A 17,668-nucleotide genomic window follows, 5' to 3' on the forward strand; every position below is an offset into this window, starting at 1 on the left:
GTATTCTTTTGGGCAAATATAATTTTTTTACAGGTCATAGTTTATATCCCGTCCAACTTTGTTTCTACGCAAATTTGTACCTTCACGATGCTATGAAATGAGCCATAACAAGTCCTGATACCCACCTTGATGGTTATTGGCGAAATCAAAGATTAATGAACACATTTTGAAAATACAATAAACAGCGATGTGAATAATTACATCTGACCATTTAATACCATTAAATATAAACAGATGAAATCACCCCTTTTAGAATTTACCGATAAAGGTATCTATTGTGAAAAAGCGGACGTCTTCCTAGATCCATGGAAGCCTGTTAAAAAGGCCATTATCACCCATGGCCATGCAGATCACAGTCGCTGGGGAAATAAAGAGTATATCACCCATCACAGGAACATTCCCATTATTTCACATCGGTTGGGGGATATTAAGACCACAGGATTTGAATGGGGCGAAACCTTCATCATAAACAACGTTAAATTCAGTCTACATCCTGCGGGACATATCATTGGGGCCTCGCAAGTAAGGGTAGAACATAAAGGAGAGGTTTGGGTATTTACCGGGGATTACAAAACGGAGGATGATGGAATATCCAACCCTTATGAGCCGGTAAAATGCCATACGTTTATTACCGAATGTACCTTTGGACTACCCGCCTTTAAATGGTTGCCCCAAAAAGAAGTGTTAGCGGACATCAACGATTGGTGGCTGGAGAACAAAAAAGAAGGTAAGACCTCCATCCTATTTGGTTACAGTCTTGGAAAGGCACAGCGATTGTTAAAGTATTTGGATACCGATATTGGTACTATTTACACCCACGGGGCCATAGAAAATATGACGGAAGTCCTACGGCCGTTGGTCTCCTTCCCTCCCACCAAATTGGTCACCAAAGAAACCACCAAAAAGGAACTTTTGGGAAACATCGTTTTGGCCCCTCCCAGTGCCCATGGGAGCTCTTGGATTAGGAAGATGGTACCTTATGTTACGGCATCGGCCAGTGGTTGGATGACCTTTCGGGGCGCCCGACGCAGACGTGCCATTGACAAAGGTTTTGTCCTAAGCGATCATTGTGATTGGCAAGGCTTACTTTCCAGTATTGAAGCTACTGGTGCAGAAAAGGTCATTTGTACGCATGGCTATAGCGATATTTTTTCCCGATACCTTAGGGAACAAGGATATGATGCCCGTACGGAAGCTACCCAATACGAAGGCGAACAGGGCGAGATGGAAACCTCAAAATCGGTATCCGAATCATGAAACGATTTGCGCAACTCATCAAGACGCTGGATAGCACCAACAAGACCACCGTGAAGGTTGATGCGCTCACCCAATACTTTTTGGAGGCAGGTGACACCGATAAAGTTTGGACCATCGCCATCCTATCGCACCGCAGGCCTCCCAGACCCGTGAACACGACACTTTTAAGGGAATGGGCATCGGAACTTGCGAACATCCCCTTATGGCTTTTTGAGGAGAGCTACCATATTGTTGGCGACTTGGCCGAAACCATCGCTTTGGTAGTGCCTTCATTAAAATCGTCCACAGAGAAAACCCTCACCCAATTTTTGGAGGAGATGATCGCGCTCAAAAAGAAATCGGACCATGACAAAAAGCAATATCTTTTTGAAAATTGGAAGGAACTGGATTATTACGAACGGTTCGTTTTCACCAAATTGATAACAGGCGGCTTTCGCATTGGAGTGAGTCAGAAATTGATGACAAGGGCACTCTCCAAGGCCACTGAAATTGACGAGGACATTCTCGCCTATAAGTTAATGGGGAATTGGGACCCCAATACAATTTCCTTTCAGCAACTGGTTTTGGAAGAGCACAAATCCGACTACCTATCCAAACCCTATCCCTTTTATTTGGCCTATGCGCTGGAAGAAGTCCCGGAAAGTTTGGGCGATGTTAACGAATGGTCCATGGAACACAAATGGGACGGTATACGTTCACAGGTCATCCTAAGAAATGATGAAATCTTTGTCTGGAGCCGGGGCGAGGAACTGGTTACAGACAAGTACCCGGAATTTGAACAGTTTATCAGTTTTATTCCCAATGGAACGGTCATCGATGGCGAAATATTACCCTACCCAAAAGGACAAATAGGGACCTTTAACGACTTGCAAAAACGAATCGGGAGGAAATCGGTTTCAAAATCCCTCCTCACAAAAGTTCCCGTCATTCTTAAAGCATATGATTTATTGGAATGGCAGGGAACGGATATCCGGCAGAAACCTTTTTCCGAACGCAGACAATTGTTGGAAGCTCTGTTTGAAACCGTGGCTACGACTACGCTCAGCCACCAGAAATCAAAAACTACAGAGCAAAGTGAAAGTGGGGGCACTCAACGAAATCGAAGTGATTTGCCCCTACAACTCTCGGAAACCATGCAGTTTGATTCCTGGCAGGAGGTTGCCAAAGAAAGGGAGCTTTCCAGAGAAAAACACAGTGAAGGCCTCATGCTCAAAAAACTCGACTCACCGTACCTCGTAGGCCGAAAAAAAGGGGATTGGTGGAAATGGAAGGTGGATCCATTGACCATTGATGCCGTGCTTACCTATGCCATGCGAGGGCACGGGCGCAGAAGCAATTTGTTTACCGATTACACTTTCGCCCTATGGGACGAAAATGAGAACGGGGAACGGGAACTGGTGACCTTTGCGAAAGCGTACTCCGGACTCACCGATGCCGAATTTAGAACATTGGATGCATGGATCAAGAAAAACACATTGGAACGTTTTGGCCCGGTACGAAGTGTGACCCCACATCATGTGTTTGAAATTGCCTTTGAAGGAATCGCCCTGTCCAATAGGCACAAAAGTGGCGTTGCTACCCGTTTTCCCCGTATGCTACGATGGCGACAGGATAAAAACATTCATGAAGCGAATAGTTTGGGTGATTTGAAAGCACTCATTCCGAATTCCGCCAAAGCGGAATGAAGGAATCTCTCAATAAAAAACCACTTAACTAAAATGAAGAACAAAGCTAAAGCAAATAAGAACCGACTTGAAACAGATTGCTTCGCTGAGCTTGTAATTGTTATATGAAAGGATATTGCTACATTTTAACAAACAAGAACAAAACGGTACTTTACGTAGGAGCTACCAACAACTTGAAAAGGCGAATCAGAGATCATAAAGAAGGAAAGTATCCCAATGCGTTTACAAAAAGATACAATTGCGATAAACTCGTTTATTTTGAGGAATTTGAAGATGTAAAAGATGCCTTTGAAAGGGAGCAGCAATTAAAAGCAGGCAATCGGAAGCGGAAGGAAGAATCCATTAATTCCAAGAACCCAGAATGGAAAGATTTGTCAGAAGACTGGTTTGATAGGGAAGTGGATTCTGAATAACTTTTACCTTATATTGAACGGATTGCTTCGTTCCAAATTAAATTTAGAATACTTCAACAGATTACTTCGCTGCGCTCGTAATATGAACCGACAACAACTTTTTGAAATCGCAAATTCTTGGTTCACCAATCAGGACTGGAAACCCTTCCCCTTTCAAAAGGACACCTGGAAAGCATTTCTTCAGGGCAAAAACGGACTCTTGAACGCCCCTACCGGAAGTGGCAAGACGTATGCCCTATGGTTTCCCATAGTTCTTAATTACATCAAACAAAATCCAAATTATAAGACTAAGCATAAAAAAGGGCTCAAGGCCATTTGGATTACCCCATTAAGAGCATTATCCCAAGAAATTAAGCAATCGGCCGAGCGTGTTGTTACCGATTTGGAAACCCAAATGACCGTGGGAATTCGCTCTGGGGACACCACTACCAAAACTAGGGCAGCGCAAAAAAAACAAATGCCCGATTTACTGATTACCACCCCGGAAAGCCTGCAGCTCCTTTTGGCCACAAAAGGCTATGACAAAATATTCAAGGACTGCCAGGCCATAGTGGTGGATGAGTGGCATGAAATTTTGGGAACCAAACGGGGCGTACAAATGGAACTGGCCCTGTCCCGACTCAAATCGATTTGCAAAAAACTTCGTATTTGGGGCATTTCGGCTACTATAGGGAATATGGAACAGGCCCGCGAAGTTTTGTTGGGCCCTGCCTCCAAAGCCTTGGAAAATTCGGTCTTGATCAAGGCAAACCTCAACAAAAAAATAACGGTCAAAAGTATCATTCCCAATAAAATGGAGACCTTCCCATGGCGGGGACACCTTGGACTCCATTTGTTGGAGTATGTAGTCCCCATCATCAAGAACAGCAGGACTACCCTACTCTTTACCAATACCCGAAGCCAATGCGAAATTTGGTTTCAAAAGATTCTGGAAAAACACCCGGAGTTTGCCGGTGAAATAGCCATGCACCATGGGAGTATCAACAAGGAAACACGTATTTGGGTAGAGAACGCCATCCGAAACGAAAGCCTTAAAGCGGTGGTATGTACCTCCAGCTTGGACCTTGGGGTTGATTTCGCCCCCGTGGAAACCGTGGTCCAGATTGGCGGGCCCAAAGGGGTTGCCCGCTTTCTACAACGCGCGGGAAGAAGTGGCCACAGACCGGGGAAGGAAAGCGTTATCTATTTTTTGCCCACCCATGCGATTGAACTCATAGAGGCTTCGGCATTGCAAAAGGCCGTGAAACACAATACCGTTGAGGACCGTATTCCCTACCTGAATAGTTACGATGTCCTATTGCAATATTTGACCACCTTGGCCATTTCCGATGGGTTTTATCCAAATAAGATTTTCAAGGAAGTATCGGAAACCTTTTGCTATCAGGCAATGAGCGAGGATTATTGGCAATGGCTTTTGAACTTTTTGGTCATGGGAAGCCAAAGCTTGCAATCCTATGATGAGTATAAAAAAGTGGAAATTGAGGAGGACGGCAAATTCAAGGTGAACAACAGGGGCGTAGCCATGCGACACCGATTTCAAATCGGGACCATCGTTGGCGATGTGAACCTTACCGTGAAATATCAAAAGGGTGGCTATATAGGTACTATTGAGGAATACTTCGTATCAAAACTCAATAAGGGCGATGTCTTCACGTTTGCTGGCAGGAATCTGGAATTCATTAGAATAAAGGATATGCAGGTGCATGTAAAAAATTCCAAGAAAAAAACAAGCAAGGTCTCTAGTTGGATGGGCAGTAGGTTGACGCTCTCCGCCCAGATGTCGGAATTACTTCGGAACGAATTGTACAGTTCCGGTGAAGCGATGGAAAACCAATCGGTGGAAATCCGATCCCTGGCCCACATTTTTGAACGACAGCGCAGGGAAAGCATCGTGCCCCAACCCGATGAATTCCTCATTGAAACCTTTAAAAGTAGGGATGGTCACCATGCGGTTTTCTACCCTTTTGAAGGACGTTTCGTCCATGAAGCCATGGGAAGTCTTCTGGGATATCGCATCAGTCTGCTATCCCCCATTACCTTTTCCCTCGCCTTTAACGATTATGGTTTTGAATTGCTTTCGGACAAACCGATTGATATGCAACAGGTTTTGGACAACAACCTTTTTACGACCGATTTTCTTTTGGACGACCTACAGAAAAGTTTGAACGCCACCGAAATGGCACGACGAAAGTTCAGGGACATCGCGATCATTAGCGGGATGGTCTTTACCGGCTACCCAAACAAAGGCATCAAAATGAAGCACTTACAAAGTAATTCGCAACTCTTGTTCGAAGTTTTTAGGGATTACGAACCGGACAATCTGCTCTTTCAACAGGCCTTTACGGAAACCTTTGAACATCAGCTGGAAGAAGGTCGATTGCGACTTTCCATGGAACGTATAGCGACACAAAAAATCATATGGAAACAGTGTGAAAAGCCAACGCCCTTTGCCTTCCCCTTAATCACCGACCGATTAAGCCGTGAGCGACTTTCCAGTGAAAAGTTGGAGGACCGTATCCGCAGAATGGCGGCCCTATTGATGAAGTAAGACCATTAGCCCCCAGAGGTGGAATCCTTATTTAAACTAGTCCTTTACAGATACATTTACATTTCAATAAATCAAACCCAGATTTGTATTTTTACCCGCATGACCCATCCCATTCAAATTAAAGAGGAATCCTTCCAGTTACATTATTCCGGTGCCTTGTTCTGGGAAAACCAGTCGCTGCTGATGATGAGCGATGTACATCTAGGAAAGATCTCCCATTTTAGGAAGTATGGTGCCGCCGTACCGCAACACGCCCTTTTAAAAAACTTTGAGACCATGGACGTAGCCATTGCCCAATTTGACCCAAAACACGTGGTATTTATGGGAGATCTCTTTCATTCTTCACTGAACAAGGAATGGGAATTATTTGAAGATTGGGTTGGGCAAAAAAAAATGCAACTGACTTTGGTAGAGGGAAATCATGATATTATATCGCCCGTGAAATATGAAGCCTTGGGTATCACCATCACACCTGAGTTTTCATTGGGCAACTTTTTCATGACCCACCATCCGGAGGAGCGGGAAGGCCAGTTCAATTTTTCAGGGCATCTACACCCTGCCGTCCGTCTTACCGGACTTGGTAGGCAATCCGTGCGTTTGCGCTGTTTTTACAAATCATCTGTACAGATGATATTACCTGCAATGGGCGAGTTTACGGGATCCCATACCATGGCGGTTACAAAGGAGTGCGAAGTCTTCGCCATTTTGGGGGATACGGTACTGCCTGTCCAGGTACATGGCCGTAAGGCATAAAATTTATTGCAACTCGACCCAAAATTCCTTCGTTACCACACGTGGACATCCTTTGTTTCCCGTATGTTTATACAAAGAAAAAGTTATGAACAAGATCTATGCAGTGCTAAACCTCCTATCGGTCCTACTGGTTATTGGGGTGAACTATATCTCGCAGGCCGTGCGACTGAACGATACCACCATTGGAGAGGTAAGCAACACTTATGACAATCTATTCACTCCCGCCAGCTATGCCTTTTCTATTTGGGGACTGATTTTTTTGGGACTCCTGGCATTTGCCATTTTTCAAATCCATCGGGCCTTTTTCACTAGAAACTCTACGGAATTTATAAGTCAAATTTGGTATTGGTTCTGCTTGGCCAATATCTTCAACAGTGCTTGGGTAATTGCCTTTGTTTACGATTATACGGGACTTTCCGTTTTGATCATGCTAGGTATTCTTTTTTCATTGATCAGAATTGTTCTGAACACGAATATGGAACTGTGGGATGCACCCAAGGAGCTCATTGCCTTTGTTTGGTGGCCTATTTGTCTGTACAGCGGCTGGATCGCCGTGGCGACCATTGCAAATGTATCGGCCTTTCTTACCAAACTTGGATGGACCGGCGCTCCTTTATCGGAAAGCACCTGGACCATAATACTTGTGGCCGTCGCCACAGCCCTCAATTTATTGATCATAAAAAGACGATTTATGCGTGAATTCGCTGCCGTAGGTGTCTGGGCCTTGATCGCTATTGCAGTGAGGCATTGGAACAATTACCAAGTCATTGCACTCAGCGCCTTGATAGGTTCCCTACTTATTCTTAGCTATATCCTGTGGCAGGGTTTCAACAATAGAAAAAGCAATCCTTTTTATAAAAGTCCCCGAAAACTTTGATTAAAGTATTTCCTTTTTAAAATCAATTACTCCCATTTACCTAAATTTATATTCCACTCTTAATCCCAAAGGGCCGTCTTCCATTTGTATTCCCTAAACCAACCGATTATCCATAAATCCTTTCTAGAAATACAATTTCGTTTTTAAAAGAGGCTATTTTTTACAATATTAAATCGGTTTAATTTTAAGGTGGGCAAAACAGGAAACCAGTGAACAGATTTGTTGTTTGTTTTATTTTTCTAATCGGCATTCAAATAGGTACTTCTCAGGACCTGTTTTTTCAGCATTATGGTCTCGATGAAGGCCTGTCCCAACAGACCATTCGGTGCATTACCAAAACCCGTGATGGTTTTTTATGGCTGGGTACACAGGACGGCCTAAACAGGTTCGATGGTAAAAACTTTAAAGTGTACCAGCACAATGAAAACGACCCGCAATCCCTATCGGGAAATTTTATCAATAGGCTACTAGAAAGTGAGGACGGAACCTTGTGGGTCGCCACTGGGGGCAAAGGGGTCTGTTATTACCATCCGGAAACGGACACGTTTAAAAAGGCCCCAATGGAAGATGGGAACTACAACACATTGGCCTTGGATACCGATGGAAACGTTTACACTAATTCCCCCCAGACTGGTCTTACGGTGCTTAAAAAGGACCGTGATTTCGCCCCGGAACATTTTTCGGCCCTTGATAAAATTATCACCTCCATAGCGATAAAAGGGAAAAACATTTTACTGGGCACCAAATCCGGTAACATACTAAAAGGCACTACGGACAATCACAATGAATGGACCATTGGCAATTCTACCTTTCCTGGCAGTATCGAGGAAATTATCCCATATCAAAATGAATGGCTCTTAGGTACTTCGCGCGGACTTTATCTGTACAACGAGGCATTGGATACCACCACCTTTCTGAACATTGCCGAGCACGATGCTACCTCCAACGAGGTCTTTTTTATTGAATCCATTTTTAACACCCAAAATCAACTTTATTTGGGAACGGACAACGGTTTTTTCATGCTTGAAGGTTTGGATAAAACCACGGGTAGGTTTGCTTCGGGCAATGTGTATAAGGGCGATCTGGAGGACACAAACACGATTACCAGCAACAGGGTGTACGATGTATTGGTGCATGATGAACTTATTTATATCGGTACCAATAATCTGGACATCGCTTCCCAAGGTCTAAATGTCTTTAAAACCATTAACCCGGATACCAAGCCCGCCCTGACCAACAACTATGTCTTTTCCATTTTCAAGGATGCCGATTATTTGTTTATAGGTACACGAAAGGGACTTAATTGTATTGACCAAAATGGCGTGGTATACGTAATTTCAAAGGAGAGCACTCAACAGCAATTGGCGTACGACGTCATTAGGGGCATGGCAAAAGATGACCACAATAATCTTTGGGTGGCCACCACCAAAGGTGTTTCGGTAATATCCCTGAACAATTTCAATCCTCAAAAACCCAACATCACATCCTTTTATTTTGACGAAAACGATCTAAGCTCCCTGAGCAACGATAACACCCGGAGTATTTACAAAGACCGTCTTGGGACCATGTGGGTCTGTACTTACGGGGGCGGCCTAAACCGGTTTACGGGCGACCTAAGCCGTAATGAAATCACTTTTGAGAGGTACGGGATGTTGGATGGGGCAACTTCCATCAGTTCCGATTTTGTGTACAACATCGTTCAGGACCAAAAAAATCGGTATTGGATAAGCTCTGAAAATGGTCTTAACCTATTGACTTTCAAAGAAGGTGACTATCAAAACCCAGTTTTTAAAACATATGTTGCCAATGGCAAGGAAGGGGAATTGAAAAACAACAGCGTACTGAACACCTTTTTGGATGCCGAAGGGACACTTTGGGTAGCCACACAAAGCGGTATCAATACATACGATGAACTAACAGATTCCTTTATCCATTTTGGGAAAGCCGAGGGCTTGGGCAATGACTATGTTTACAACATCATGGAGGATGCGGATGGCATGTTATGGATGAGCACCAACAACGGATTGTTTCGGTTTGATAAAAAACAAAGTAAGTTTACCCACTTTACGGTCAAGGACGGGCTGCAAAGTTCTGAATTCAATCTAGGTGCCCATTTCAACGATACGAAAGAAAATGTACTCTATTTTGGGGGCATCAATGGCTTTAATTCCTTTTCCCCGCGCGATGTTCACCTGCTGGATTGGCAGGGCGACCTTTCCCTCACCTCCCTTAAAATTAAGGATAAAGAGGTGAACCCAATTACGCATCCTAGCGTTTTGGACCTTGGCTTTAGCATGGCAAAAAGGATTACGTTGGACCACGACTCCTTTCCCTGCTATATCCAGTTCACGGATTTTGACTATCGCCCCAATAAAAATACCCAATACCATTATTCCTTTGATGACGAGGATTGGAACGCCCTTGGCTATAGCAACGAACTTCAACTGCTCCAATTGCCCAAGGGAAAGCACACCTTGAAGATACAAGGTAGTTCTAGGGACGGCTTTTGGCAAAAGGACCCTTTGGAACTGGAAATTGTCGTAATACCGCCTTGGTATAACAGTACGCTTGCCTATTTCGTTTATGCGCTGCTACTGCTTGGGGCCGGTTATTTGATGTATCGCTTTCGGTTGCGCCAAAAAATGGCGTTCCAAGAGGCAAAACGCCTTAAGGAACTGGACGATGTCAAATCCCGACTCATCACGAACATCACCCACGAATTTAGAACGCCGCTAACCGTAATCCTTGGGTACCTGAATACTTTGAACAGTGAATTGGGGGAGCGGGCAAAAATGAAAATTCCCCTCAATGCCATTGAACAGAACAGTAAAAACCTACTAAAGTTGGTGAACGAAATGCTGGATCTGGCCAAATTGGAAACCGGCAACCTAAAATTGGACAGGACACCCATAAATCTGGCAACATTTACCCATTATATAGTCCAGAGTTTTTCGAGTCTCGCACAAACAAACCATATCCAATTAAAATATTTTAAAGCCGAAGATTCCATTGTCAGCACGGTGGATACGGAAAAAATGCGTCAAATTTTATTCAATTTGATAAGTAACGCACTCAAGTTTTCGGAGCAAAGAAGCACGGTCAAAGTGTTGGTGGCCAAAGAGGAAGATTGGACGACCATAACCATCCAAGATCAGGGCATGGGCATTCCAAAAGAGGAACTACCGCATATATTCAATAGGTTCTATCGCTCGACAAATACCTCTGCCACAACATCGGGAACAGGTATTGGACTTTCTTTGACCAAAGAATTGATACACCTCATGGAGGGTACTATTGAAGTGGATTCTATAGAAAACATTGGCACCACTTTTAAAGTAAAGCTACCCCTTTCAAACCTATCCCCAACAAAGGAGGATTATAGCTCGGAAGAAATTCAAAACACCCATTCTGTACAAATGGCACAAGATGCTCGGACGGAAAGAGAAATCGGCAAAGTAAAAAATGTGCATACGGTTTTGGTTGTTGAGGACAATGCCGATATATCGGCCTACATAGCCTCCAGGCTGGATTCCCAATACCATCTATTGTTTGCCTATAACGGGCAAGAGGGACTGGAAATGGCAAAAAGGGAAATACCGGATATCATACTTACCGATGTGATGATGCCGCTCATGGACGGATATGAAATGACCAAATTGCTTCAGGAAGATGTAGTAACCGATCATATTCCCATCATCATGCTCACCGCGAAGTCCATGGACGAGGACGTACTTGATGGCTTAAAAAGCGGTGCCGATGCCTATCTGGCCAAACCTTTCAACGAAGCGGAACTAAAGCTTCGAATTTCAAACCTCATCGAAAAAAGAAATCGGTTACAATCCAAATACCAAAATTCCATCCTTCATACACCGAAAAAATCCGATGCCAAATCCGATAAGAACCTACGATTTTTAAACAAGGCCGTTGAACTGATCCATAAAAATCTAGACAATGCCGATTATGACAGCGAGCAGTTGGCCAAGGATATGGCCATGAGCGACTCACAACTCTACAGAAAACTAAAGGCCATCACGGACAGGAGCACAGCTATTTTCATACGCCATGTACGTTTGGAAAATGCGAAAGAACTGCTCCAAAATTCTGATAAAACGGTTGCCGAAGTTGCTTTTGAAACAGGATTCAATGACCCCAACTGGTTCAGTAAAGCATTCCGGGAAGAATTTGGGCAAAGTCCCACACAATTTCGCAACTAACTGTATATAAGTTATTTAAGGTAATTTTTGCAAAAATACTACCCATGATATTTAGGGGATCGCATAAATAATCGTTCCATTTGCCAAAATAGCCAAGAAGGAATGCACGGCTGTTCCCGACATTTGACCTGAACCAAATAAATAAAAGAAAAAATGAAAACTTCAAGTGTTTTGATCGTGCTACTTCTTATGAATTCGGGTTTCTTGGCAGGGATGTTGGGAACGCAACTTTTGGGCTTTCTCAATCCCTATATAGTGGGGGGAGCGGAACTTCTTTTGGGAGTAGCCTATTACGCACACACGGTCGTTAGGGATGTACGTAACTGCTTTGACGTGGATTTCAAATTATAGTTGTCGCAAAGCATAGAAATCACCATATAGGAGCTTTTTTGACCGGTTTGTAAGGATTTTTTGAAGCCTAAAATCCGATTATTGCAATATTCAATAAAAATGATCTGCGTCCCTTGGTTTCCTTGAAAGGGTTAAAAATCTCACTGGAAAAAATTGCTTGGTAAGCCATCTGGGGTTACTTTTGCCGCAAATTTCTTGGATTGACCAAATCATCCATAGCAACGCTTTATCAACAGTCTCCCAAACTAGGGAAACTGCAGGACGCTATTTCCCAAGTTCAAGATTCAGATGCCCTTGAAAACCCAAGTATTGGGCTAAAAGGTTTGGCAGGTTCTGCACTGTCCTTTGTCCTTGCTGATACGTTTAACAAAAAGGAAAGACCGCTTTTGGCCATTTTCAACGACAAGGAGGAGGCCGCCTATTATCTCAACGATCTGGAAAGGATCCTTGGTGAAGAACATGTGCTTTTTTATCCAGGAAGTTATAGAAGGCCCTATCAAATTGAGGAAACGGACAATGCCAATGTACTCCTTAGGGCCGAGGTCTTGAACCGCATCAACTCCAAAAAAAAACCGGCCTTTATCGTTAGCTACCCCGATGCACTTTTTGAAAAAGTACTCACCCGGAAGGAACTGGACAAGAACACCCTAAAGATGAAAGTGGGCGATTCGCTGTCCCTCGATTTTTTGAACGAGGTGCTGTTCGAATATCAGTTCAAACGCGTGGACTTTGTGACCGAACCTGGGGAGTTTTCCGTACGTGGGGGTATCGTGGACGTGTATTCCTTCTCCAATGACGAACCGTACCGCATTGAATTCTTCGGCGATGAGGTCGATAGCATTAGGACCTTCGATGTAGCCACACAGCTATCCATTGATAAGATAAAGACCATAACCATCGTCCCCAATATGGCCAACAAGTTCCTTACGGAACAGCGACAATCCTTCTTGACCTATATTGCGGCGAATACACTGGTATACAGCAAGAATACTGATTTACTTTTTGGTTGCCTCAACGACCTTTTCGAGAAAGCCAAGGAAGCCTTTTCAAAACTCTCGGAGGAGATAAAACACGCCAACCCGGCGGAACTCTTTTTGAGCGGCGCGGCGTTTAAGGAGCAATTGCAGAACTTCACCGTATTAACTGCAGACGGCGCCCAAAAGAATCAAAACCAATTTGAGTTCCATACAAAACCCCAACCCTCTTTCAACAAGAAGTTCGATCTATTGATCGAAAACCTCAACGATTATAGGGACAAAGGCTATACCAACTATATTTTTTGTGCGAGCGAACAGCAATCCAAAAGGTTTCAGGACATCTTTGAGGAAATAAACGAAAAGGTACATTACCAGACCCTGGTTTTTCCCTTATATCAAGGATTTGTGGACGATGATCTAAAACTGGTCTGTTATACGGACCATCAAATCTTTGAGCGCTACCACAAATTCCATATCAAGAACGGATATTCCAAAAAACAGTCCATCACCTTAAAGGAACTCAATAAATTGGAGATTGGGGATTATGTGACCCATATAGACCATGGTATCGGGAAATTTGGGGGACTGCAAAAAATAGATGTGGAGGGCAAAAAACAGGAGGCCATCAAACTAATGTATGGCGAGCGTGATATCCTTTACGTGAGCATCCATTCCCTTCATAAGATATCCAAATTCAACGGCAAGGACGGGGCCGTTCCCAAAATATACAAATTGGGTTCCGGTGCCTGGAAAAAAATAAAGGACAAGACCAAAAACAGGGTCAAGAAAATCGCGTTCGACCTCATCAAGGTATACGCCAAAAGACGCTTGGAAAAAGGATTCCAATACGCACCGGACAGTTATTTGCAGAACGAATTGGAGGCTTCCTTTATTTATGAGGACACTCCGGATCAAAGCACGGCCACCGAGGATGTAAAAAAGGACATGGAGAGCGAACGCCCCATGGACCGATTGATCTGTGGCGATGTAGGTTTTGGAAAAACAGAAGTGGCCATACGGGCCGCTTTCAAGGCCGTTGACAATGGCAAACAGGTGGCCGTCTTGGTACCTACCACTATTTTGGCCTTCCAACACCACCGTACGTTTTCAGAACGGTTAAAGGATATGCCGGTTTCGGTCGATTATCTAAACCGATTTAGAACGGCCAAGGAAAAGAAAGAGACCCTAGAAAATTTGGCTTCCGGCAAGGTGGACATTATCATTGGTACCCATCAATTGGTGAACAAGAACGTAAAATTCAAGGACCTGGGACTATTGATCGTGGACGAGGAACAGAAATTTGGCGTATCGGTAAAGGACAAGTTAAAATCCATCAAGGAAAATGTGGATGTGCTCACCTTAACGGCCACCCCTATTCCTAGGACCTTGCAATTCAGTTTGATGGCCGCCAGGGATCTATCGGTCATCAATACGGCCCCACCTAACCGATATCCCATTGAAAGCCAAGTAATCCGCTTTAACGAAGAGACCGTTAGGGATGCCATTAGCTATGAAATTGAGCGTGGCGGTCAGGTATTCTTTATCCATAACAGGATCGAAAACATCAAGGAGGTAGCGGGCATGATCCAACGATTGGTTCCGGATGCCAAGGTAGGGATAGGCCATGGCCAAATGGACGGTAAAAAATTGGAAACCCTCATGCTGGGCTTTATGAACGGGGAGTTTGACGTACTGGTTTCCACGACCATTGTGGAGAGCGGCCTGGACGTTACCAACGCCAATACCATCTTTATCAACAATGCGAACAATTTTGGACTGAGCGACCTTCACCAAATGCGCGGTCGTGTGGGCCGAGGTAACAAAAAGGCCTTTTGTTATTTCATTACCCCGCCCTACGAGGTTATGACCACAGATGCCCGAAAGCGTATCGAGGCACTGGAACAATTTACAGATCTGGGCAGTGGCTTTAATATCGCCATGAAGGATTTGGAAATACGGGGTGCCGGCGATTTACTGGGTGGCGAACAAAGCGGATTCATTAACGAAATCGGCTTTGAAACCTACCAAAAAATTCTCGCGGAAGCCATTGAGGAATTGAAGGAGAACGAATTCAAGGAGCTGTATGATGAAGTGGACGGTCCCCAGGAAAAAGTGTATGTAAAGGAGACGCAGATAGATTCTGATTTTGAACTCTTGTTCCCCGATGACTACATCAATAACATTACGGAACGGCTGACACTATATACCGATTTGAACCAGATAGATGACGAGGAAGGACTCCAGAACTTTGAAAAACAATTGATAGACCGTTTTGGGGAACTGCCCCCCCAGGCCGAAGACCTATTGAATTCCGTACGGATCAAATGGATCGCCAATGGCATCGGACTTGAAAAAATAGTAATGAAACAGGGGAAGATGATCGGCTATTTTATAAGAGACCAGCAATCCGACTTCTACCAAAGCGAGAATTTTACCCGGATATTACAATACGTACAATCTAACCACCAAAAATGTAGGATAAAGGAAAAGCAGACCCGTAACGGGCTCCGTTTGCTCCTGACTTTTGACGGAATTACCAGCGTGGATAAGGCATTACAGGCGATGTTACCCTTTGAAAGAAGGGCTAGAATTGAAAATATCTCAAAATTGGAAGGGCAAAAAGGTGGTTAATCCAAAAAATAGCAATTTTAACAGAATTAACTCCCAGATACAGCCTGATTCAGATACCTTAGCAAAACCGCTAAAACTCTAAATAACCACGTGAAGTTCTTTACATATGACTTTTGATATCTCTGAAAAACTGGCCATCGTAAAGGTTATTGATGCACTTATCCATGCCGATGGTGTTGTGCATGACGGTGAAATAAACGCCTTTGGGAAACTGATGGAGGTTTTGGATTTTGACGCCAACTTTTTGATTCAGGCACGTTTTCTGGAAACCGAACAGAGCATCTCCATGGTTCGTAATTTTTCCCATGAAAAAAGGGAAATGTTGGAGAATCTTATGGAGGAGGTGGCAAAATCAGATGGTTTTGTCCATCAAAAGGAAATTGAAATGATGGAAAGTGTACTATCCTCCATCAAAATGCACATTCATTCCAATGTGTAAATGGTACTGTTAATAGCTTAGGAAGGCAATATTATCAGATTTCGGTCCTAAAAAACGACACCCAGCCCTATTCCATTATACTTTCATACCTCCCTTCAATTTGGATACTGGGCAAATCTGAGCCATAAATTCTCAGGTAATCGTTTCCATTTCAATTATCTTTAGCTGCTTCCTTATGCAGTTCATTTACAAAAAATCAAAAAAGTAGGTATGGATACTTTCTTAGGACAACTTCAAAAACCCATCGCAAGTTGCTTTTGCCTTGCATTCCTAGTATTGGTTTCGTGCAAGAAGGAAATTAATAAATCGGATAATGAGCCCGTGGAAATTTCAGTGGTTACGGAAGCCACCAAAAAAAGAATAGATTCCACCTTGAAATCCTTCGTTGATTCTGGAAATATCGCAGGTATATCGGCATTAATTTTTGAGAAAGGTCAAGAAGTGTATTTCAATGCTTTTGGTTATGCGGATAAAGAGGCCCAAAAACCTATGGACCGAAACACCATCGTCCAAATTTACTCGATGACCAAACCCATTACCGGAACGGCCCTAATGACACTTTATGAAAAAGGCAAATTTGACTTGGACGACCCCTTATCAAAATATGCTCCGGAATTTTCCAACATGGAAGTATATACAGGAGTGGATTCCAACGGAAAAATTACCACGGAACCTTTGGACCGACCAGTGACCATTAGGGATGTAACCAGACATACTGCAGGATTCCCCAATAGACCGGATATTCCAGGCTTGAGCGAATTATTGGAGCAAAAAAACATTTACGATCGTGAAAGTACACTAACTGATTTAGCGGAAAAATTAGGCGACATTCCGCTTTGGTTCCAACCGGGAACCCAATGGGAGTACGGGCCAAGTGTGGATGTACAGGCCCTTTTGGTGGAACGGATTTCTGGGGTTCCCTATGGGGAATATGTAAGGAACAATGTGCTGGTTCCTCTGGGAATGCAGGAAACACGCTATTTTATTCCTGAAGGGGACCGGGATCGATTTGCAAGACTGTATATACGAACCGGGGAGGGGGAGTTATTCAAGGATTCTGTCACCTACAGCAATTACACGGAACACTGGCCAATGACCAGGGGCGGTTCCGGACTCACCTCCACCTTGGACGATTATATGAAGTTTGCTCAAATGCTGGTAAACGATGGCCGTCTTGATTCCGTTCAAATTTTAAGGCCAGAAACGGTTAAACTCATGGCCACCAATCAATTGTCCGATAGCATCACCGAGCGTTCTTGGTTACCATCCAAGGGTCAGGTCGGTTTTGGCATCGACTTTGCGGTTCGGGTAGCATCCCCTGCAAATGCCGATGAAAATCATGGCGTTGTAGGCGAGTTTTATTGGGATGGTGCTGCAAGTACCCTTTTTTGGGTAGATCCCGTAAATAAGCTCACGGCCGTCATGTTCGTACAATTGTTCCCTTATGACCAAATAGGATTGCACAAAAAATTCAGGGATGCCGTTTATGGCCCCTACAAGGCGGATAATGCCAACTAAAAATC

11 protein-coding genes are annotated in these 17,668 nt (G+C 43.8%); all 11 read left to right on the forward strand.

What is annotated here, in order from left to right; all coding sequences use genetic code 11:
• Window positions 1-234 precede the first annotated feature (234 nt).
• A complete protein-coding gene (locus F0361_RS04535; RefSeq protein WP_154917399.1) occupies window positions 235-1,257 on the forward strand; it encodes a ligase-associated DNA damage response exonuclease in 1,023 nt (340 codons plus the stop codon).
• On the forward strand, window positions 1,254-2,942 hold the full coding sequence (locus tag F0361_RS04540) for an ATP-dependent DNA ligase (protein WP_154917400.1): 1,689 nt from the start codon (window positions 1,254-1,256) through the stop codon (window positions 2,940-2,942). Before F0361_RS04535 ends, F0361_RS04540 begins: the two co-directional genes overlap by 4 nt.
• 104 nt (window positions 2,943-3,046) lie before the next feature.
• Window positions 3,047-3,355: a GIY-YIG nuclease family protein gene (locus F0361_RS04545; protein ID WP_154917401.1), complete on the forward strand. Its 309-nt coding sequence runs from the start codon at window positions 3,047-3,049 to the stop codon at window positions 3,353-3,355.
• 82 nt (window positions 3,356-3,437) lie between these two features.
• Window positions 3,438-5,903 carry a ligase-associated DNA damage response DEXH box helicase gene (locus F0361_RS04550; protein ID WP_154917402.1) on the forward strand — a complete coding sequence of 822 codons (2,466 nt, stop codon included), beginning with the start codon at window positions 3,438-3,440 and terminating at the stop codon, window positions 5,901-5,903.
• Window positions 5,904-6,002: 99 nt separating this feature from the next.
• Entirely contained in the window at window positions 6,003-6,656 is a 654-nt protein-coding gene (gene pdeM, locus F0361_RS04555) for a ligase-associated DNA damage response endonuclease PdeM (protein ID WP_154917403.1), read from the forward strand.
• An 85-nt stretch (window positions 6,657-6,741) separates the two neighbouring features.
• On the forward strand, window positions 6,742-7,533 hold the full coding sequence (locus F0361_RS04560; RefSeq protein ID WP_154917404.1) for a tryptophan-rich sensory protein: 792 nt from the start codon (window positions 6,742-6,744) through the stop codon (window positions 7,531-7,533).
• A gap of 209 nt (window positions 7,534-7,742) precedes the next feature.
• Window positions 7,743-11,747 (forward strand): hybrid sensor histidine kinase/response regulator transcription factor, encoded by a 4,005-nt coding sequence (locus F0361_RS04565; protein WP_154917405.1) that lies wholly within the window; start codon window positions 7,743-7,745, stop codon window positions 11,745-11,747.
• 153 nt (window positions 11,748-11,900) lie between these two features.
• Window positions 11,901-12,098: a hypothetical protein gene (locus F0361_RS04570; protein WP_154917406.1), complete on the forward strand. Its 198-nt coding sequence runs from the start codon at window positions 11,901-11,903 to the stop codon at window positions 12,096-12,098.
• A 200-nt stretch (window positions 12,099-12,298) separates the two neighbouring features.
• Window positions 12,299-15,706 (forward strand): transcription-repair coupling factor, encoded by a 3,408-nt coding sequence (gene mfd, locus F0361_RS04575; RefSeq protein ID WP_154917407.1) that lies wholly within the window; start codon window positions 12,299-12,301, stop codon window positions 15,704-15,706.
• Window positions 15,707-15,812: 106 nt separating this feature from the next.
• Entirely contained in the window at window positions 15,813-16,145 is a 333-nt protein-coding gene (locus F0361_RS04580) for a TerB family tellurite resistance protein (protein ID WP_154917408.1), read from the forward strand.
• A gap of 210 nt (window positions 16,146-16,355) precedes the next feature.
• Window positions 16,356-17,663 (forward strand): serine hydrolase domain-containing protein, encoded by a 1,308-nt coding sequence (locus F0361_RS04585; protein WP_154917409.1) that lies wholly within the window; start codon window positions 16,356-16,358, stop codon window positions 17,661-17,663.
• Window positions 17,664-17,668: the final 5 nt, after the last annotated feature.

Origin of the sequence: Maribacter flavus (genome assembly GCF_008386635.1) — a bacterium.
Taxonomy (GTDB): domain Bacteria; phylum Bacteroidota; class Bacteroidia; order Flavobacteriales; family Flavobacteriaceae; genus Maribacter; species Maribacter flavus.